Here is a 20,174-nt window from a genome sequence, read left to right on the forward strand (position 1 = left end):
CATGGCTGGCAGAAAAGAAAACCTCAAAGCGCTTTTTACCAATACTCGTTCGCGTGTAATCATTATTTTTACGGCGATTGTCTTAATCATTGCTGTGGTCATTGGCGTCATCCGATTTACTTCTTTCACAACATCAGAACGGGCCGGGGCGAGGGTTACCGGTGCTCCCACAGGCATTCGCTCCATCCCAGGTTCTCCTGATCCTACGGCGCAATATGCGCATCTGGTGGAAACCCGTAATATCCAGCAAGCGGAAGAAGCACAAAGAAGAGGCAGCAGTGCCATTCCGACCATCATTCGCACGCAAGCTTTTGGTGAGGGTGTTCAGCCGGTAGGGCCGCAACAAGGAGAGGGAGGGGTCGGGTTTTCGACATTGGCTTTGGCGGATAGTGCAGGCGAGCAGCAGCGATTATGGTTGCAGGCATTAAGAGAGAATAATTGCAGCAGGAGCAGTGTCCAGCAAGTAATCAGTGAAGGAGCCAAGTTAAGTGATGTGCGAGGAGCATGCAGTTGCGTGCAACTGAAAGATAATGGCTACCCGCTTACTGATTTGGGACCTGTCTGTAGTTGTAAGGATTTGAAAGCAGCCGGATTTAATGCAAGGCAAATGAAAGAAGCAGGTTTTACTGCAGGCAGGCTGCGTGAATGTGGATTCGATGCATGTTCATTACGCAGCGCCGGTTTTACAGCACAAGAGATGAAAGATGGTGGATTTACCGACGGCGAATTGAAAGGGGCAGGTTTTAGTGATAGCGAAATAGCGCGTGCTAGCGGCTTACCTGATGGAATTTCCGTCTCGGATGTACAAAAAGCCGGGTGCGACGTGGCGGCATTAACCAGATTACGGTCCGCGGGCGTTTCAGCCGGGGCAATTCGGCGGATCAATGGTTGTAGTGCCACCCAATTAAAAGCTGCGGGATTTACTGCACAAGAATTAAAAAATTCCGGCTTTAGTGCAGCAGATTTGAGAAATGCAGGGTTTTCTCCGGCAGATCTTAGACAGGCAGGCTTTTCAGCGCGCGAGTTGCTCAATGCAGGCTTTACTTCGTCTGATTTAAAAGGTGCTGGATATACTCCCGAAGAAATTAATGTGGCCGAAAATGAATTACCACCTGGGATGACGGTGCAATCCATTAAAGAGGCAGGGTGTGATATTGGCGCTTTGAGGCGGGAGCGGCTTGCCGGCGTCAGTGCCAAATTAATACGCCAACAGGCGGGGTGTAGCGCCCGGGCTTTAAAAGCAGCTGGATTTAGCGATGAGGAGTTGGCGCGTGCGGGTTTCACATCGGAACAAATCCGGGCAGCCACGCCACTGGTTGATACTGCAACTATTCGTGCTGCAGGATGTGATCCGATACGTTTGCGTATCTTAGCTGCGCAAGGTGTGGCAGCCAAACGTATTCGCGATTTAAATGGGTGTACTGCAGCAGCACTTCGCGCTGCGGGATATGACGCCAAAGCGCTCACCGATGCTGGGTTTACGCCGCAACAACTACTGGCCGCAGGATTTACGCCAGCTGAAGTGCAAACCGCGCAGGCTGCAGTAGGCGATAATGCCATTCGCAACGCAGGCTGCGATCCGGCCCGCTTGCGTGAATTAGTTGCACAAGGTGTTTCAGCCGAACGAATTCGCAATTTAAATGGATGTACTGCCGCAGCGCTTCGCGCCGCTGGATATGATGCCAAAGCCCTCGCCGAGGCTGGATTTACGCCGCAGCAACTACTGGCTGCTGGTTTTTCGCCTGCTGAAGTACAAGCCACTCAGCCGATTGACGATAATACTATCCGCGCCGCAGGATGTGATCCTAACAAACTGCGGGTCTTAAGTGCTCAGGGTGTTTCAGCCACACGTATTCGTGATTTAAATGGGTGTAATGCCAACGCACTCAGGGCTGCAGGCTACAGTGCCCAAGAGCTGTTGGCTGCAGGATATACGCCGCAGGAATTGTTGACGGCCGGTTTTACGCCTGCAGAAGTGCAAGCCGCCCTTCCTCCTGATCTAAATGCTATTCGAGCAGCGGGTTGTGATCCCGCAAAATTAAGGACGCTATTGTCACAGGCGGTGTCCGCCCGACTTATCCGTGAAACAAATGGATGTACAGCGGAAACATTAAAAGCAGCTGGCTATGATGCAAAAGCACTATCCGATGCAGGGTTTACGCCACAAGAGTTGCTTGCAGCAGGATTTACACCGCAAGAATTAAATCGGGCAGGGTTAAATCCCACAGCTATCCTTGCAGCAGGCAGAACTGCGGGTTGCAGCGTTGAATCTTTGACTGCAGCACGTGCCATGGGAGTGTCTGCCGCCACGATAAAACAAACCCTGGGGTGTACTGCCGAGGCAATGAAGCGGGCTGGCTATACGGCGGCTGAACTGAGAAATGCAGGGTATACGGCGGCTGAATTAAAAAACGCTGGATTCACAGCCGAGCAATTAAAAGCAGCAGGCTTTAGTGCCAGAGATTTAAGAGCCGCAGGATTTACTCCACAACAATTAAGGAATGCGGGCTTTAGCGCAGCTGAACTAAAGGATGCCGGTTTTACTGCTGCTGAGTTAAAAAATGCAGGTTTTAGCGCAGCCGATCTTAAAGCTGCGGGGTTTAACGCAACTGACTTGAAAAACGCAGGCTTTTCCGCAGAAGAATTGCGGCGCGCAGGTTTTTCTGCAAAAGATTTGAAAGATGCAGGCTTTACAGCTGCTCAGTTAAGAAATGCTGGGTTTTCGGCAAAAGAGATGAAGGACGCTGGTTTTACTGCCACGGAATTAAGTAATGCAGGCTTTTCCGCACCTGAATTACAGGCAGCAGGTTTTTCTGCCCAGGAATCATCTGTGGCAGGTTTGCCCGGTGTTGAGTTGCCTCCTGGCTCATCTTCCTCAGTGACTGCGATCCCGAGCATTGCGAGGCCGAGGGGGGAGGCAGCTACAGGGGAGCTTTCCGAAACCAGGCAGCTTCAGGAAATTTTAAAGCGGCAGCAAACGCAGATGGCTGATCAACGCTCGCAGCAAAAATTACAACAAAGAGCCAGTGCCATGCAAGGTGCAGCAAGTGCCTTGTTGCAAGGCTGGCATGCTGTTTCAGTGCAAACTTTTGTCGGAGGGGCTGAGAAGGAAGAAAAAGCAGCCCTGCCAGGTGGGCGAAGGGATGCGTTAGGCTTGCCCATCCATGGCGGTGGTGGCAGTGGCATGGCGGTAACAACTGAAGAAGGACTGGGAGCAGGTTTTGGTGGAGCTGCTAAGCCTGCTATTATTAAAACAGGTGATGTGGTCTTTGCCGTGCTGGATACTTCTATCAATAGTGATGAACCCGGCCCCATTTTAGCGACGATCGTTTCTGGAAGATTAAAGGGTGCCAAATTAATTGGCAGTTTTAATTTGCCCAGTAATGCCGATAAAATGGTCATCAGTTTTAATACCATGTCGGTTCCCGGATCGCCAAAAAGCGTTTCAATTAATGCTTTTGCCATTGATCCGAATACGGCACGTACTGCCCTGGCAAGTTCTGCAAACCATCATTATTTAATGCGCTATGGATCGTTATTTGCTGCAACGTTCCTGGAAGGATTTGGAAATGCATTTCAATCCGCAGGTACTACCATTACTATTGGCGGTACAGGAACTGTACAGCAAACAACGATTCAAAGTGGTATTGGCCGCTCTATTTTAGAAAATGCTGTCATTGGCTTGGCTACCCTGGGTAAAAATTGGGGCCAAGTGGCACAACAACAATTTAATCGACCTACTACTGTGGAAGTGTGTGCAGGAACGGGCGTGGGGATCCTGTTTACGCAGGACGTGAAATCAATTTAATTGATAATAGGTAAGACATGGCTGATACAGGTGGACCTAACGATCAATACAAAGATCAATACAATGATGAGTATCAATTCAATGATTTGGATGCGCTTACTCCTGAGGGGCAAGAAACAGTAACGGAAGAGACTACCGTCAGCAAAAGGCGCAATCTTGCGGGAACAAATATCCGGCGCAATGCATTGATTGTGGTAGGCTTGGTCGTGTTGGCTATGATAATTTACAAATTTTTGGGTTCTTATTTTTCGGAAAGAAGACTTCCCGTTAAAACGGTGACGGCAGTAACTCCCATAACCCCTAAACCCACGCCTGCACCGCAACCCATTGCTCCCACTCCTGTGATACAACCCGCGATGCCTCCTACGCAGACGGTTGATCCGCAAACGGAGCAAAAGCTTTCCGCTTTGGAAGTAAGCCAGCAGAATATGCGCTCTGAAGTTGCTTCCATCAGTAATCAGCTTGGTGGTATAAACTCCAATGTGAATACTTTAGCGAATCAAATCACCCAGCTTAATCAAACTCTTGCTGCACTAAATGCCAAGATTGATGCGCAGGCTCATGAAATTGAAAAATTAATGGCGTATGCTCGTCCCAAAAAAGTTCACCCGGTTGTGCGTAAAATCACCACTGCGCCAAAATATTATATTCAGGCAGTAATTCCAGGACGGGCTTGGTTAATTGCTCAAAATGGAGCTACACTTACTGTAAGAGAAGGAACGGTCGTTCCAGGTTATGGTACGGTAAAATTTATAGATCCACTACAGGGAAGAATAATCACAAGTTCAGGCCAGATAATTAGGTTCAGTCAAGACGATAGTTGAGGTAGCGATGGCTGATTGGAATGCAATAGACTGGATTACCAGTAATGTAGATATTTTGAACAATATTGCCAACTCCTTAAAGCCAGTACAACGTCTTTTAACAGGAGCAGCATATTTAATTGGATTGTCTTTTGCTTTTAAGGCTTTGTACAGCTTAAAAGTATATGGCGAGGCGCGGACAATGATGTCATCAAATGCCAGTATTAAAGAGCCAGTAACTTATTTGTTGGTAGCTGCAATATTTATTTATTTCCCTACCGCGTTTCAAGTGCTCTTAAATACTACATTTGGGTATGCAAATCCGCTTTCCTATTCTGCCATAGGAAGCGAGAATAAAACATTAAATACACTGTTTGGACCAAATAGTTTGGTAGGAAAACCGTTAACCATTATTATTCAAACGATTGGGTTGATTGCATTTATTAGAGGATGGGTGTTAATTTCCCGTTCTGCTTCGCAAGGGCAGCCACCTGGTGGTACAGGGAAAGGAATGATGCACGTGTTTGGTGGAATTTTAGCGATGAACATTGTAGGAACATTGCAAATCATTAATAATACTTTATATGGCACAAGTTGAAGGCTTTTTAAAAGGGGGGAATAAACGTGAAAAACGCATTAAGAACAATATTAAAGAAAAGTTGGGTTGGTTTTGCCACCTTAGCTTTGTTGCTGTTCACAGGGGCAGCCGCAGCAGCTGTAACAACGGTTGGAGGCATGGCGGATCAGATCGTCGGCTCCTTTACCAGCCTTGCCAAGCTAATTACCGCTGGTTCTTATATCGCCGGTTTGGGATTTTCGATTGGGGCCATTATGAAGTTTAAACAACATAAAGATAACCCAACCCAAATCCCAATTGGTACACCAATTGCCTTGGTATTTATTGCCGCGGCACTGTTATTTTTACCAACCGTATTAGGTGTTGCCGGTGGTACCATCTTCCAGGGCGGTGAAGTTGCTGGCCCAACCGGTAGCATTTATGGTGTTGATGGCGGCGGCGAATAAAACCGTTATAGAATTGCACTCCAGAGTTTCCTCTGGAGTGTTTGCTTTTACATTTTCGTGAGCTTGACCCATGCGGACTGAAAAACGCAACGAGTTAAAATTAACTGCAAGTCCAGGCTCATGGCGCTTATATTCCGCCAGAAAAGCTGATCCGCGCTTTAAAACCTTTGAACAAAAAGTTTTGCAACGTGATCGCTATACTTGTCAGTTTTGCGGTTTCCAGGCAAAACTGTACCAGGAAGTCATTAATCTTGATGGGGACTATACCAATAACCATCTAGCCAATTTGCTAACCGCTTGCTGTTTTTGTTCTCAATGTTTTTTTATAGAATCCGTAGGAGTTGGAGGTTATGGCGGCGGAAATCTAATTTACCTGCCTGAACTGTCGCAGGCAGAATTAAATAGTTTATGCCATGTGTTATTTTGTGCGATTACCAATGATACAGGTTATAAAAATACTGCCCAAACCATTTACCGCAGTTTTAAGTTCCGCTCACAAATTGTGGAAGATAAATTTGGAGAAGGTACGAGTGATCCTGCTATGTTTGGGCACTTATTGATTGATTCTGGTCATATTGCGGATGAAATTTCTGAAAAAGTATTTAAAAACATTCGCTTATTACCCTCCAGGGCTAAATTTAGAAAACAAATTGAACATTGGGCTGCAAGTGCGTTGGCAGAAATTGCAGAAGGATAATACGGACAATTCATAATGCTAAATGGCCTGCTTTCGGGCTTTTTTGATCATGAGGATAGAGCATGGGTACATGGGCAGAATCTTTTTTTGAAGGCGTGGATACTTTTTTTGCCTGGCTCAGTACGTCCTTAAAGCAGACGACCGAATCTTATTGCGAGTTAGAAACAGCAGACAGTCCTACCGTATTGGTTAATCATGACGGTTCATTGCTTTCCATTTTACAGGTAGAAGGCGTAACGGCTTTGGTAGGTGCAGACGAGTTTGAGAGATTAGTAGAAGGATTAACCAATACCTTTCAAGCAGCCATGGGCAGGCCTGGGCATGCGCTACAAGTTTATTTCAGCCACGATAAACAAAACATTCGAAAGCTCATTCAAGACATTTATGCTCCTGCCGAAGCTACTTCAAAGCGCCTTGAATTCAATCTTGGTGACCTCTTTGAGGAAAGGGTGAATTTTTTATCGCAATATTGTGCAGAAGAACGCGTTTATTTTGTACTTTACACTCGCCCTTTTAATTTGCCCAAAGATCAATTAAAAGCAGCTAATAAAGCCAAACTTAAGATGATTCAGGAGAAAAAAGCACCTTCATTTAAAAATTCGCAAACCATTTACGCAGCGATTCCTGAATTACGTGACACCCATAGTGCGTATGTACGCTCGGTGCAAAATGAATTGGATTCTTTAAACATCATGGCCAGATTACTGGAAGTTCATGATGCTATACATGCCATACGCATGACGGCTGATCCTGATTTCACTGCAGATGATTGGCATGCCAGTTTACCCGGGGACAAGTTGCCAGTTCGCGAAATTAATAATTTTGAAGGCGATGCCTCAGATTTGCTCTGGCCTTCGTTGGCTAAACAGGTAATTCCCCGCGATGCGGAAATTATCGATCGCCGCACGGTTCAGGTAGGCGATAAAATTTATTCCTGCACTTACATCGATCTTTTTCCAAAGGATTTCCGCCCTTTTTTAGCGTTATTTTCACGAATCCTTCCTACCCATATTCCTTGGAGAATCTCATTTCTGCTGGAAAGTGAAGGATTGGAAACCATTAAACTCAAAGGTTTGCTGGCTTCAATTTTGAGTTTTTCCTCTGCCCAAAATCGTTTAATAAGCGATTCAGTCAATTTACTAAAGTATCTAAAAATTAATACAGACGAGGCACTCATTCGCCTGCGTGTGGTGGCCACCACCTGGGCGCCTGCCGATAACCTGCCGTTATTGCGCCGCCGTAGTTCTGAATTGATTAAAGCGGTAGAAGGGTGGGGTTCTACCGATGTATCGGAGGTGAGCGGGGATCCTTTTGCTGGATTTGTTTCCGGTATGTTGGCTGCAACTACGAACAGTGTTGCCGTGCCTTCTGTAGCCCCTCTTTCCGACGTAGTGGCTATGCTGCCTATTACAAGACCTGCTTCTCCCTGGCGTACTGGGGCCTTATTGTATCGCTCTCCGGACGGCAAACCTTGGCCTTTTCAGCCCGGTTCGAATCAACAAACCACTTGGATTGACCTGGTATACGCTCGTCCAGGCTCTGGTAAATCGGTATTATCCAATGCGCAAAACCTGGCTTTATGTTTGTCAGGAGGGTTAACCCGCTTACCAAGAATTGCCATTATTGATATCGGCCCTTCTAGCAGCGGGTTAATTTCCCTGCTTAAAGAGGCGTTGCCTGCCGCAAAAAGGCATTTGGTTGCCTATCATCGCCTGCGCATGACACCAGAATATTCAATAAACCCTTTTGACACACAATTAGGGTGCCGATTTCCTACGGCATTAGAGCGCTCTTTCCTAGTAAATTTTTTAACTTTATTGACAACGCCTCTCGGTGCTACAAAACCTTATGACGGCATGGCAGATTTGAATGGTATGGTGGTTGATGAGCTTTATAAAAGCTTGTCGGATGAGTTTAATCCAACCCCTTATACTCCGGGCGTTGAAGAGTTTATAGATAGTATTTTGGAGGAAATAGGGTTTGTGCGAGATTCCAAATCGACATGGTGGGAAGTTACAGACGCTCTTTATTCTGCAGGCTTTGTACACGAAGCTATGCTGGCACAACGCTATGCTATGCCGTTACTTGCAGACGCTGCAGCTATTTGTCGTACGCCATCGATAGAGGATTTATATGGAAAAATTACGGCACCAACGGGTGAATCCTTGATTAGTTCGTTTTCGCGTATGGTTTCCGGAGCTGTACGGGAATACCCGATTTTATCCAGAGTGACTGCTTTTGATATTGGTGATGCACGTATCGTTTCCTTGGACCTAGATGAAGTAGCAAAAAGCGGAGGGGATGCTGCGGATAGGCAAACGTCTGTTATGTACATGCTGGCGCGTTATGTACTGGCGCGACATTATTATCTAACCGATGAAAGTTTAAGCAGCATTCCTCAGCAATATCAAGCGTATCATAAAGAGCGGATTGCCGAGATCCGCGAAGATCCCAAGCGAATTGTTTATGATGAATTTCATCGCACTTCAAAATCAGCTGCAGTGCGTGATCAAGTGATTATTGACATGCGGGAAGGGCGGAAATGGAAGGTACAAATTTCTTTGTTGTCTCAATCCGTTGATGATTTTGATCCGGTGATGATAGAATTTGCGACATCCATTTATATTATGGATGCCGGGCCATCGCAGGCAATTGAGAAAACCACCAAAATTTTCGGGCTTTCTGATACCGCAAAAACAGCTTTAAGAACACGGGTGCATGGGCCTCGTGAAGGCGGGGCAACTTTTCTTGCGCAGTTCGCTACCAAAAGCGGCGTCAATGTGCAATTGTTGACATTGACTTTAGGTCCTATTGAATTATGGGCATTCAGTACCACCGCGGAAGATGCCACTGTGCGCAATCAGCTGTATAGGCATCTTGGCCCTGCCGAGGCAAGACGTTTTCTTGCCTCGTTATTTCCAAATGGTACTGTAACCAAAGAACTGGCTGCACGCCTTGACGTTTTAAAAGCGGAAGGTGGGTTTATAGAAGAAGAAGGCAAAGTCAGTGTACTTGAAGAATTGGTTAGAGACATTCTCGAAACTTATTCTCGCGATCCCAACAGTAAAACATTGCCTCCGCACCGAGGTTAAAGCTTGCCTGCACCATTTTACTGTTAAGACACCATTTATTCGCAAGTTTGTTCATCAAGCCATGTGGATTGCTTGAGAGCAGCGGATAAATTGTTTTAATAATTTTCACCCAGTTGAATTATTATGCAGGTTACTGTATGATACGTTTTGGTTAAATTGTTGCTAAAGGATAAACATGGGGTTGCCCGAAGTTCTTCACAAATTGAGCCGTCTTTTCCTGGCTGGTTTTGCCTTAGTTGCCAGCCCATTCGTGCGTTTGGGTGCATTATTACTTTCTACAGCTCTGGCGATTCCTATAGCAGCGGTCATTATTCTTATTGTTTCATTCGTTGTGGGCGCGAAGACTTTTGAGTTGGTTCCCTCCTATGTCGCCTCTGCATTGGTCGCGGCAGGCACAGCAGCGGTATTGACCCTGCTTGCTGCAGCAATCACTCCGGTAGTGCTTTTTTTTGCTTTATGTGAAGTGATAATCTCCCCTATTAAGGGCGCTCGGGCAGCATGGGAGGGTGGCCTGGAGGGCTGGTATGATTATGCATTTCGGTTATTTTTCTTTTCTTTCTTTTCAAGTAGTGATGCACCAGAGGCAATGGATGAAGATCTAATACAGCGAAGGTTCCAATATGCCGATGCAGATCAAATGCAGCAACTGCTGTCCATGCTCCAAGCCGCTCAAGAAAATACTTATACTAATCCCATAGAACCGCAGCAATTTGAAGCTTTAGAGTTAAGCCAGGAAGAATTAAACGAAATCATAAAAAACTCTGCCCCATTATTAACCCCTCAAGAAACGCAACAGCTCGCGCAAAAAGACAGCCGCGAAATTGCCGATTTACTACAAAAATACCAAGACATGCTTGAACGGTTAAATGGCAACTGTACGATAGACTTAGAGAAGCCTGCACCGGAAAACGCAGTGGTGCTGGTAAAGCAATATTTTAAGGATTCAGCATGGCTGCCTGTTCCTGGGAGGTCGCAAATTTTTAATAAACAATCCTTGCAAACTTACTGCACTTCGGCTAATGCGACGCACCCACTTACCCGGGAAAATTTGTTAGAGCCTACTCCATATAAAGTGGATACAGAAACTTATCATACGCGTTATGTATTTCATAACTATTATTACTCCCCGCAAGCTTCATCGCCGACAATCATTAGCCAAGAGATAAGTATGATGGCGGCCAAGCTGCGGGATTGTCTAACTACGTCACCAAAACCTGCCCAGGTAACAATTCATTCGGGAAGTCAGCAAGCAATGTTTACTCCTGCCAATATCTGATTAAACGATTGCTTCCGGTAAGGTAAATCCATTTAATATCCCCGGGATGAATGGATTTACCTGGTTTTGCGTTCTTAACAAATAGCGCCCGGAATTGCCGTTTATATCAAATAAAATTTGTAAGCTGGAACTGTCTTGTTCGCTAACCAGTACGTTTACTTTTTGCAGAATTTTAAAAAATGCCCAAGGTCCCGTTTCGTTTAACTCGAAATGGTTTCCTTCGATGGAGTTTAATACAAGCTTGGCATCCGCTTCAGGCCAGGAAAAATGCGTTGTAGATTCAGAGTTCTGATCATCGTAAAGTTTCGTGTGGCCAACTTTCAATGCCAGATTAGCAACGATTGGATCGAGGCTAATTTTTTGTAAGCTAAAGTCAATTTTACTTGTGGCGCTTTGTTCTGGGAAGAACATGTTGGTGATGACATTGGCGCGGATTAATTCATTAATATTTTCCGCTGCAATAGGCAATACATAACCATTTAATTCTTTGGGCTGCCATTGAGCACGTGAAGTATCAAGATAAGGTTTTATATAATAATCCAAAAATTGATTTAAAATTCCTTGCCTTGCAAAAAAGCGCTCAAAGTCGGCTATGGCAACCTCTTGTGGTTGCATGGGATCGAAAGGATAACGTTGGGCGATTTGATATTGATAATTTTGATAAACCGTTTGCTGCCATTGCTGGTTAATATATTGCCTGCTGTCATTAATGAGGATAAACCAGGCATCGTCCGCAATTTGTTTTACCCAGTTTGCTACCGGTTCCGGCAACTGCTGGGCACGGGAATAAAGAACACTCAACGGATTGGAAACTGTATCATCCAGGAAGCGAGATCGTGTTAAAGTGAACGCGGTCTTGCCCTTATCGTTAACCACGGACAAAGTAGCCAGAAATTTTTGCAGTTCATTGAGATTTATTCCTAAGTCTTGTATGGCAGATTGGCTTAGCAAACTAAGCTCGGTAAATTTACTGGCAATTTCCTGGTTAAAAAGGGTAGAGCTGTTTGCAAGTTCAGGGGTAGTTTGTTGCTGAATAAAATCAATTAGCTTAGGAATTGCACCGGATTGGTGCAATAACAAGGTTTGTTCCCGAGCTTGCTGATAATCCTGAAAATGAACCGGCATGGAGCGGCGCATGAAATTCTGCCACCAGGAGACGTATTCATAACAATAAGCTTGTTGCAATACTGTTTGTAAATCGAATACATCTTGGCGCGCTAATACCCAGTTATCTTCGTGAAGTTTCCTGCTAATTTCTGGCAAGTTGCTGATGATATTTTGAAATCCTGCTTTGGTGAGATAAACAGGCAATTCTTGTTGTGGTAGCGTAAAGCCTGGAATTGCGATGGCTTGTTTTTCTTGCGGAAAATGGTGTTTTGCCAGCGAATAATATAAATAACTCATTGGCAAGGCATTTAAGTAATTGCGGACATCGCTGACAATTTGTGCATTGATGCTTATGGGCTGAAAAGGTTGTTGCCCAATGCGTTTCAGCAAGCTCATCTTTTTTTGCACTTGTTCGGGCGCTTCTTTATTCCATGCTTGGTTAAACCATCCCATAACCTCAGGTTGAGAAAATTTTTGCGCATCGCCAAGCATTAGATAGATGCGCAAAGCTTGATAGCGGTCATATTGTGAAGCATTGACGTCAGTCATGTGCTGTTCAATTTCAGCAAGCAGTGCTGGCAGAAAATTACCTTGTAAATTCTGCTTGGTATTGCTTTGCAATTGTGTTTTTAAAAGTTGTACTGTGGGTAATGCAATATGGGATGAAATTTTTTCCAGGGAATTGGATGCTTTGGCTAAATGGTATAAAGCTGGGGCGGCATTAGAATTTTTTTGCCCACGCATGGTTTCATACATTAACAATTCTTTGCTTGCTTCATCCAACAATTGCGAAGATTTTAAATATTGATGTGCAACCCAAATAAGCGATATTCCTACGGCACCTGATAAACTTGCCATAAGCCACTTATGCGGGACAGTAACCGCTGGAACAAAACGCCGGGTTTGTTGCTGAAATGCCTGCAGCATCCCATCGATAAAATAAGCGCGATAATTTAGGGATTGTGGGTATTTATCTTGCACTGCGAGCGTATATTCATGTTGAATTTTTTTATTTAATCGATCAAGGCTCACCCCGCCTTGTTCAGCACTGGTGAAATAAAGCGCCTGTAGGTTAAAAAAACGAGGCGATGTATTTAAAATTAAAAGCTGCAGCGCACCTCGCAAACTTGCCAATTGTAGGGGAAATTCGCGGATAAGCGTTCTTTTAAGGCTGGAGCGTGCCGGATGCATTTTACTGATAACTTGTTGCCCTAGCATTTCTATTAAATGCTCAAATTGGCTGGTGAATGCCTCAAGCAATTTTTCCCGTTGCATGCTACTGAAAATGGAGAAGCCAAGCGGTTTTTTCAGTTCAGATTCATGTTCATACTGGAAGAATTCAGCAAACCCGGCTAAAGCATCCAGTTTGGTAAGAATAAGCCCTGCATCAATGCGATACCCGAGGCTTTGGCCAAAACGATGCAGCAATTGCGTATGGCTTTTTATTTGTTCAGCAACTTGGCTTGGCTCGGCAGCAAATAAATCATTGACGTCTACACAAAGTAATAAGCCGCTGATCTTAAGAGCTCGGTGGCAGCGATTTAACTGTTTGAGGGTATGTTGCAGAGGGTTGGTACTTTGGTTTAACCACGTCTCGCCCAGTTCGACAATAACTCCTTGTTGATTGTAATAAATATCCGCACTGCGTTCCGCATCGACCATAACATGTTGGAGCTGGCTTTGCCGCAATAAAGCAGTTTTTCCCTGATTTATTTTTCCTGTCAATAATAAAAAGGAGAGTGCATTATTTTGCGGTTTTAATTGCCCGATAATTTTTTTTAAGGCGTGGCATAAAGCAGACAACGATTTATCCATTAATTATCCATATTGGTAAGTACAGTATGATCAAGCAAGAGGGTTTTGGCTTTGTGATCCAAGAGCGTATGGCTAAGAAAATAAATCGAAATCAATAAACCCAGAGAAAATAGCGCAGCAATCAATAGATATTTATTGCTTTTGGGTTCCGCTATGGTATTCGCTTGTTCTTTGAACAGTTTGTGCGGTTTGTTCACACGGTTTTGTTGGATCAGCTGAAATAATTCTTCGATTAAATTATCCAGGGTTTGACGGCCGTCAGCGCGCAAGTGCTGCTCGCCCTCAAATCCGGCAATAAGGCAATAGTAAGCCAGTTCAAGTAAATCCAAATATTGGCTGCTGCGTTCTTTGATGAAATTAACAATGTCAAAAAAACGCCGCTGCGGACCTGTTTCGTCATGGGAGGAAGGGGTAAATGCCTTAAACTCGGCGGGGGTTTTATACAAGCGTAGATAATTTTTACCTAACAATTCATCGATGGTGGCACTTAGTAGGTAATGAGCAATGACGACAAATTCTTCGGAGTAATTTTGCCCAAGAAGGCGACTATTAAAAGCCAATAATTCATGTTCGATGTTGTCGCGGATATTATGAATAGGAGGTAGGGTAGGGCTAATGCACAAGCGTTCAAGTAAAGACAGTAAAGGTCCTGCCGCTGCCACCAATGGATTGGAGGTAGAAGAAGCGATGAATAACTTTGAACGATAATAACCTTTAGGAACGAGGTGCTTCTCAGCGATGGAAAATCGGCTTACAAGAGAAGCCGAATAGAATTCGGCTGTCATGGTTCTACTCCAAATAGCATCATAATTCCGGCAAAGATTCCAAGATAATACGTTATTAATTTGCCATTTTGAAGTCTTATCACTGCAGCTTATTAAGCTTAAGTGAACTCATGCGAAGCGGCAAAGCTTTTTTCAAACGCGCTTAATTGTTTTTCAAGCTGCCATTGAATTCTTGCCTTTTCATTTGTTTTTATAAATTCAAGGCATGTGGGATTTTCTAAGTTTTCACATGCTGCTATCGGCAGAGAATGCTTGGCATCTTTCCAGATGCTTTTCCCAGGGAGAAAACTGTAGGTCAAGGCATTTCTATTAATTGTTTTAAGCTTGTGGTAGCCAATCCCATGCGTCATGACCGCTTCTACATATTGTTGCGTTAAATCCGTGCGCAATATGCCTTCATCATCGGTGGAAAGCACGACGGGCACGTGGTGGGCAAGATAATAAAGCAGGGGATGATTCTTGCCGCTGATCTGTAGAATTTTTTGATTGCTGATTAAATTGATTTCTACTGGGATTGGGCGTTCGGCCATGTATTGCACAATTCGCTCAGCCTGATTTTCATAGGCAATATCTACTCCATGACCGATGCGTTCTGCATGACCTGTGAATATGGCGTCATGAATATGAAAACGTAAATCCTCCGGAGGCACGGCAGTGGGCGCCATTTCTCCCGCATGCAGGGAGATATGCACATTTGGATAAATTTGGTGTAAAAACTGCATCACTTGCATATGCATACGATAATCGCGCAGGGAAATGATTCCATCTTCAGCTTGTACCAAATTAACCCCAACCAGATCGGGCGATGCAGAGGCTGCGGCAAACGCATTCACAGCCTGCGCAAACATGTTATCAGGTGCTTGCTCGCGTAAAATATAATATTGAAATTTAACGGTAACCTTGCATGCAGGCAAATGCGGATTTTTGTCGCAGCCCAAGATCTGACGGGTTTTTTTTAAAATGCGGGCGCTTTCGGTGATAGTATGCTGAATATTTTTTTTAAATTCAGGATGAGTCAGCAGCAAACGTTTTTTTTCAGCAAATGAAGTTGCATTTTGGATAAGATTGGCGAATGAAGCCGAGTGTGCGTTATCCGGTAATATCATCACTTCCAGGTAAAGTGCTTGCTGGGAGGCGGCACGTTTTATAATTTCAGCTAACAATTGTGGCCGGAAATCCGCAACTATCTGCATGAATTTAAAAAAACTTGCAAAAAAATGATCATGGGATGATTCTTGCCCTGCCACAAAATCTTTCAAGGACCATGCGCGAATAATTTGATGATAAAGTTCAGGTTGGGAATAAATGTCCGATGACTTGACCCCATGACACAATTCTACAGTCTTATTAAGCGCTAAGGTATTTTTATTCAGGCAATAATTTCCTTGAGCTGCCAGTGCTACCATGGTTTCAGGATAAGCGCCACCCGCTAAATGGTAGTGCAACTCCCCTCCCTTTGGCATATTTTTCAAGAAAGCATAAAGAGCGTTGGGATCAGATTTAATCCGATTAAAATGTGCAACAACATCGGCCGTAGCTTGTTGTACGAAAAAAATAAAAAATATAAACAGCCAGGATTTGTATAAGCGCATAAATAGTTCGTGCCAAACTAAAGCGCAATTATCGCAAAGAGCGACTGCAAAATCCACTTAAATAAGACAAGTGGATTTGCAATTTGTATTAATGACGAGCAATGACTAATCCTTTCAAGATCATCAAAGCCGTATATAGTTGATAATCTTCATGCAGCAATGTTTGGTCGTCTTGAGCCGTATTGGTTGGCTTGGCTTTACCATCATCATTTTTATTGCCATTCAACAAATGGCCACTCAAATCTGCTTCAGTAAAGCCTGAGAAATTTTCCTGGGAACCGGCTTTGGGAACCGTTACCTCTTCAACCACGATATCCGGTGTAATACCGGTAGCCTGGATAGAGCGGCCCGCAGGAGTATAATACAAGGCAGTCGTAAGTTTTATGCCTCGTTTGCTATCAAGGGGCAGGACCGTTTGTACTGAACCCTTGCCAAAACTTCTGGTACCGAGAATAACCGCCCGCTTGTTATCTTGCAAAGCACCCGCGACAATTTCAGAAGCGGAAGCTGAACCATTGTTAATAAGGACAACCATGGGGGCATTTTCCAGAATATCACCAGGGTTTGCTAAAGCAGTAAATTTGGAGCCGGGTAAACGGCCTTCCGTATAAACGATTTTTTCTTCTTCACCTTTTTGATCATTGTGGATGAATGCATCGGAAATTTGGATCGCTGAATCCAACAAGCCGCCTGGATTGTTGCGCAAGTCCAAAACCAATCCTTTAAGTTTCCCGCCGGATTCTTGTTTGAGTTGATCAATCGCTTGTTTCATATCCTTATAGGTTGTAGCTTGAAATTGGCTTAGGCGGATATAACCATAGTTGTTATCGAGAAGTTTGTTTTTATCGCTTTTTATTAAAATCTTTTCGCGGACTAAGGTAAAGATTAATGGTTTGGTTTCGCCTTTGCGTAAAATGGTCAGTTCGATAGGAGAGCCTATTTTTCCGCGCATTAAATTCACTGCATCCTTAAGATCAAGCCCCTGCACAGATTGCGAACCGAGTTTGATAATATAATCACCCGCTTTGATACCCGCTTTATAGGCAGGAGTATCCACCAGTGGCGTCACCACTTTAACCACGCCTTCTTCCATGGTCACTTCAATGCCTAAACCGCCAAATTCACCATTGGTCGCTGTTTGCAAATCCTGGAAATCTTCTTCGTCAAGATAGCTTGAATGCGGATCAAGACCGGAGAGCATGCCACGTATGGCATTATCGAATAATTCTTTGTCATTGGTTGGTTTTACATAATATTTTTTGATTTGACTCAAGGCATCGGAAAAGCGCTGAACATCTTCCATGGGGATACGTTGCTGTGCTTCTTCTTCAGCAAGAACTGGGGCAGGAGATAAAACAAAAGCCGTGAATAAGGTGAGTAAACCCTTAGACAAATAATTAGCGGACATAAAATTCTCCTTGAAAGCACGGCTGGTTGGCCATAGTTGCTTTCCGTGTTGTTATTGTTGTTGTTCGGCAACTCGCCAAAAACAATCAAGACAACCATTCAAGTGGCGAAATGACTTTCCCCCGGTGTCTTATTTCAAAGTATAGACCGTTTTGATTAAGTCCACCGCTATGGCCAACCGTTGCAATTTGCTCGTGTTGGTGCACAACATCGCCTTTTTGTTTGTACAAGGATTGGTTGTGTGCATACAGCGTCATAAAACCCTGTCCATGGTCGATTATTAATAACAAGCCATAGCCTTTAAGCCAGTCGCTGAACACTACTTTTCCCGGGTATACGGCATTAATTGCAGTACCTTCCTTGGCATAAAAAATCAACCCATGATTCAATTTTTGCAACGTATCGCGAGCAATTTTGACGGGTAGGGGTAATTTATGGCGCATCCTTGAAAAAGGTGAGTGGGTTTGCAGCAAACTTTGCTGCATCAGCGTTTGTAGCAAGCGGGCTAAATTAGCCTTGTTCTGTTGATATTCCTTTAAAGTTTGCCGGGCGGAGAGAATGTCTTTTCCCATAGTATGGGCTAATTGAATTTGATAACTCTTTTCATTTTTGAGTTTTTGCTGATTTAATACGATTTGCTCTTGCAATTTTTGTTGTGCAAGCAATTCAGCATGTAATGTTGCAGTTAAAGAAGTGAGGGTTTCCTTGGTTTTTTTTACCTGTGCTACCATATTTTTCTGTGAGCGAATCAAATATTCATAATAAGTAAGCAAGCGATTGATAGTAGCAGGGTCTTCTTGATTGATGAACCATTTAAGGGGTTGATATTCACCCATTTTATAGCGAGTCCGCACATGGATAGCCAGCAAGTGCTGCTCTTTTTGCAAGCGTTTGTTTACCGATGCAATTTGTTGTTGCAAGTCTGCAATTTTGTTTTGTCTTTCTGTTAATATTTCTTGAGTTTCGTGCAATTTTTTTACACTTTCTCCAATTTTTTTATCTGTTGCGGCAAGTTCTTGATAGAGCACCGCCTGCTTATTATGAGCATGCGCCAGCGTTTGTTGCAGCTTGCTAATTTTAATGTCTAAATCTTTTAGTTTATTTCGCGTTTCGTGTATGGGGGCACTTTCGGCAAATGAAAGAGAGCTCACCTTCAGAAATAAACATACACAGAAAAGTTTAGTCCGCATGCGCATGATTTTTTACCAATAACGGTTTTCCGGTCATTTCCACTGGGGGGGTAATGTCAAGCAAGGTAAGTAAAGTCGGAGCTATGTCAATCAAGCTGCCATGGATGGCATTGAAATGCCAGTTTCCGCCCAAGTATAAAAAAGGGACAGCTTCGCTGGTGTGTGCAGTATGAGGTTGGCTTGTGGATTCATCAAACATCATTTCCGCATTGCCATGATCGGCAGTAATTAATAATTTACCGCCTACATGCTGTAGTTCAAGCCAAATCTCATGCATTGCTTTATCCAGATATTCAATGGCTTTTACGGTAGCCGCGAAATTCCCGGTATGACCTACCATATCGGCATTGGCATAATTACAAATAATGACATCATACGCGCCACTTTTTATCGCATCTACGAGCGTTTTAGTCAATTCAGGCGCACTCATTTCTGGTTTCTCATCATAAGTTGCGACGTGTGGGGATTGGATTAAAATCCGATCTTCATTGGGATAAATTTGTTCAGAGCCACCGTTTAGAAAAAAAGTGACGTGGGCGTATTTTTCGGTTTCAGCAATGCGCAACTGCGTCAAACCTTCGTAGGCGAGGACTTCTCCCAGCGTGTTTTTAAGCGATGCTGGCGGAAAGGCAGGCTTGGTTGGTAAATTTTTGGCATATCGGGTCATGCTGATGAAAGCAGCAAGCTGTGGTTTTTGTACGCGTGTAAAGCCATCAAATTCATCCAGGGTAAATGCTTGGGTTAATTGCCGAGCCCGATCTGCGCGGAAGTTGAAGAAGAAAATTGCATCGCCATCAGTAATGGCTTTGCCTATGCCAATACGTGTCGGGGGAATGAATTCATCATAAATTTGTTGCTGATAATAAAAAGCCAGTGCTTCTTCAGGCGTATTAAATTCGTAGGGGCTGATTACTTCGGTGAGTAGTTGATAAACGGGATAGACTCGCTCCCAGCGCTTATCCCTATCCATCGCATAATAGCGACCACATATAGAACTTATAAAGCCTACAGGATATTTGTTTAAATGGTCTTGCAATCTTTTGATGCTTGCTGCAGCACTTTGCGGCGGGGTATCGCGGCCGTCAAGAAATAAATGCAGGTAGACATTAAAAAATTCTTTCTCTGCGCACAGAGTTAAAAATGAAAACAAATGGTTTTCATGACTGTGAACGCCGCCAGGTGAAAGCAAGCCCATCACATGCAGGGCTTTTCCCTGTTGTTTAATTTCTTCAATGGTGTTAAGAAATACGGGATTGTTGAAAAATTCCCCTGTTTTAATTGCTTCGTTAATCAGGGTATAGTCTTGGTATATCACTCGGCCAGCGCCGATGTGCATATGGCCTACTTCTGAGTTACCCATTTGCGCAGCAGGCAAACCAACCGGATTCCCAGATGCTTGCAGTAAAATATGCGGTTCGGTTTTCCACCATTTATCCCAGTGCGGAGTATGTGCCTGGGCAATGGCATTATGTTCCGAGTTTTCACAATACCCCCAGCCATCCAGAATCAATAAAACCAATGGAGGTTTTTTTCCCGAGAACATAATCACTCCTTAAGGCATGCATCGCTTAATGTTACT

The 20,174-nt window shown here is 44.1% G+C and carries 13 protein-coding genes; 7 read left to right on the top strand and 6 right to left on the bottom strand.

Features of this window, described 5'->3' with window-relative positions; translation table 11 throughout:
- The first annotated feature begins 1 nt into the window (after position 1).
- From dotG to ELY11_RS01530, 7 genes are all read left to right on the top strand, one after another.
- Positions 2-3,808: a type IVB secretion system protein DotG/IcmE gene (gene dotG / locus ELY11_RS01500; RefSeq protein ID WP_127032374.1), complete on the top strand. Its 3,807-nt coding sequence runs from the start codon at positions 2-4 to the stop codon at positions 3,806-3,808.
- A 17-nt stretch (positions 3,809-3,825) separates the two neighbouring features.
- Positions 3,826-4,632 carry a type IVB secretion system protein IcmG/DotF gene (gene icmG, locus ELY11_RS01505; RefSeq protein WP_127032375.1) on the top strand — a complete coding sequence of 269 codons (807 nt, stop codon included), beginning with the start codon at positions 3,826-3,828 and terminating at the stop codon, positions 4,630-4,632.
- A 7-nt stretch (positions 4,633-4,639) separates the two neighbouring features.
- A complete protein-coding gene (locus ELY11_RS01510; RefSeq protein ID WP_127032376.1) occupies positions 4,640-5,209 on the top strand; it encodes a type IV secretion protein IcmC in 570 nt (189 codons plus the stop codon).
- A 20-nt stretch (positions 5,210-5,229) separates the two neighbouring features.
- Positions 5,230-5,634, top strand: coding sequence for a type IV secretion protein IcmD (locus tag ELY11_RS01515; RefSeq protein ID WP_371923165.1), 405 nt, complete (start codon positions 5,230-5,232; stop codon positions 5,632-5,634).
- Positions 5,635-5,704: 70 nt separating this feature from the next.
- Positions 5,705-6,331, top strand: a complete 627-nt coding sequence (icmJ, locus tag ELY11_RS01520) for a type IVB secretion system protein IcmJDotN (RefSeq protein WP_126954031.1) — start codon at positions 5,705-5,707, stop codon at positions 6,329-6,331.
- Positions 6,332-6,393: 62 nt separating this feature from the next.
- Positions 6,394-9,423, top strand: coding sequence for a type IV secretion protein IcmB (locus ELY11_RS01525; protein WP_126954032.1), 3,030 nt, complete (start codon positions 6,394-6,396; stop codon positions 9,421-9,423).
- 175 nt (positions 9,424-9,598) lie between these two features.
- Positions 9,599-10,699 (top strand): hypothetical protein, encoded by a 1,101-nt coding sequence (locus tag ELY11_RS01530; RefSeq protein WP_126954033.1) that lies wholly within the window; start codon positions 9,599-9,601, stop codon positions 10,697-10,699.
- On the opposite strand, the gene icmF is transcribed toward ELY11_RS01530, so the two are convergent.
- From icmF to gpmI, 6 genes are all read right to left on the bottom strand, one after another.
- Positions 10,700-13,621, bottom strand: a complete 2,922-nt coding sequence (icmF, locus tag ELY11_RS01535) for a type IVB secretion system protein IcmF (protein WP_127032377.1) — start codon at positions 13,619-13,621, stop codon at positions 10,700-10,702.
- The gene (icmH, locus tag ELY11_RS01540; RefSeq protein WP_127032378.1) at positions 13,621-14,406 is read right to left on the bottom strand and encodes a type IVB secretion system protein IcmH/DotU; all 786 of its coding nucleotides are present in this window, start codon (positions 14,404-14,406) and stop codon (positions 13,621-13,623) included. The genes icmF and icmH overlap by 1 nt, the downstream gene beginning before the upstream one ends.
- A 98-nt stretch (positions 14,407-14,504) precedes the next feature.
- A complete protein-coding gene (locus ELY11_RS01545) occupies positions 14,505-15,998 on the bottom strand; it encodes an adenosine deaminase family protein (RefSeq protein ID WP_127032379.1) in 1,494 nt (497 codons plus the stop codon).
- An 88-nt stretch (positions 15,999-16,086) separates the two neighbouring features.
- Complete coding sequence (locus ELY11_RS01550; RefSeq protein WP_127032380.1) at positions 16,087-17,406, bottom strand: S41 family peptidase; 1,320 nt, start codon at positions 17,404-17,406, stop codon at positions 16,087-16,089.
- 85 nt (positions 17,407-17,491) lie between these two features.
- Positions 17,492-18,556 (bottom strand): murein hydrolase activator EnvC family protein, encoded by a 1,065-nt coding sequence (locus tag ELY11_RS01555; protein WP_233579565.1) that lies wholly within the window; start codon positions 18,554-18,556, stop codon positions 17,492-17,494.
- A 28-nt stretch (positions 18,557-18,584) separates the two neighbouring features.
- On the bottom strand, positions 18,585-20,138 hold the full coding sequence (gene gpmI, locus ELY11_RS01560) for a 2,3-bisphosphoglycerate-independent phosphoglycerate mutase (protein WP_127032381.1): 1,554 nt from the start codon (positions 20,136-20,138) through the stop codon (positions 18,585-18,587).
- Between the last annotated feature and the right edge of the window lie 36 nt (positions 20,139-20,174).

Origin of the sequence: Legionella septentrionalis, from assembly GCF_003989745.1 — a bacterium.
Classification (GTDB): Bacteria; Pseudomonadota; Gammaproteobacteria; order Legionellales; family Legionellaceae; genus Legionella_A; species Legionella_A septentrionalis.

What these genes read in the sequence shown, in the direction of transcription:
- dotG (WP_127032374.1), top strand. Translation starts at nt 2, where the DNA reads ATGGCTGGCAGAAAAGAAAACCTCAAAGCGCTTTTTACCAATACTCGT.
- icmG (WP_127032375.1), top strand. Translation starts at nt 3,826, where the DNA reads ATGGCTGATACAGGTGGACCTAACGATCAATACAAAGATCAATACAAT.
- ELY11_RS01510 (WP_127032376.1), top strand. Translation starts at nt 4,640, where the DNA reads ATGGCTGATTGGAATGCAATAGACTGGATTACCAGTAATGTAGATATT.
- icmJ (WP_126954031.1), top strand. Translation starts at nt 5,705, where the DNA reads ATGCGGACTGAAAAACGCAACGAGTTAAAATTAACTGCAAGTCCAGGC.
- ELY11_RS01525 (WP_126954032.1), top strand. Translation starts at nt 6,394, where the DNA reads ATGGGTACATGGGCAGAATCTTTTTTTGAAGGCGTGGATACTTTTTTT.
- ELY11_RS01530 (WP_126954033.1), top strand. Translation starts at nt 9,599, where the DNA reads ATGGGGTTGCCCGAAGTTCTTCACAAATTGAGCCGTCTTTTCCTGGCT.
- icmF (WP_127032377.1), bottom strand. Translation starts at nt 13,621, where the DNA reads ATGGATAAATCGTTGTCTGCTTTATGCCACGCCTTAAAAAAAATTATC.
- icmH (WP_127032378.1), bottom strand. Translation starts at nt 14,406, where the DNA reads ATGACAGCCGAATTCTATTCGGCTTCTCTTGTAAGCCGATTTTCCATC.
- ELY11_RS01545 (WP_127032379.1), bottom strand. Translation starts at nt 15,998, where the DNA reads ATGCGCTTATACAAATCCTGGCTGTTTATATTTTTTATTTTTTTCGTA.
- ELY11_RS01550 (WP_127032380.1), bottom strand. Translation starts at nt 17,406, where the DNA reads ATGTCCGCTAATTATTTGTCTAAGGGTTTACTCACCTTATTCACGGCT.
- gpmI (WP_127032381.1), bottom strand. Translation starts at nt 20,138, where the DNA reads ATGTTCTCGGGAAAAAAACCTCCATTGGTTTTATTGATTCTGGATGGC.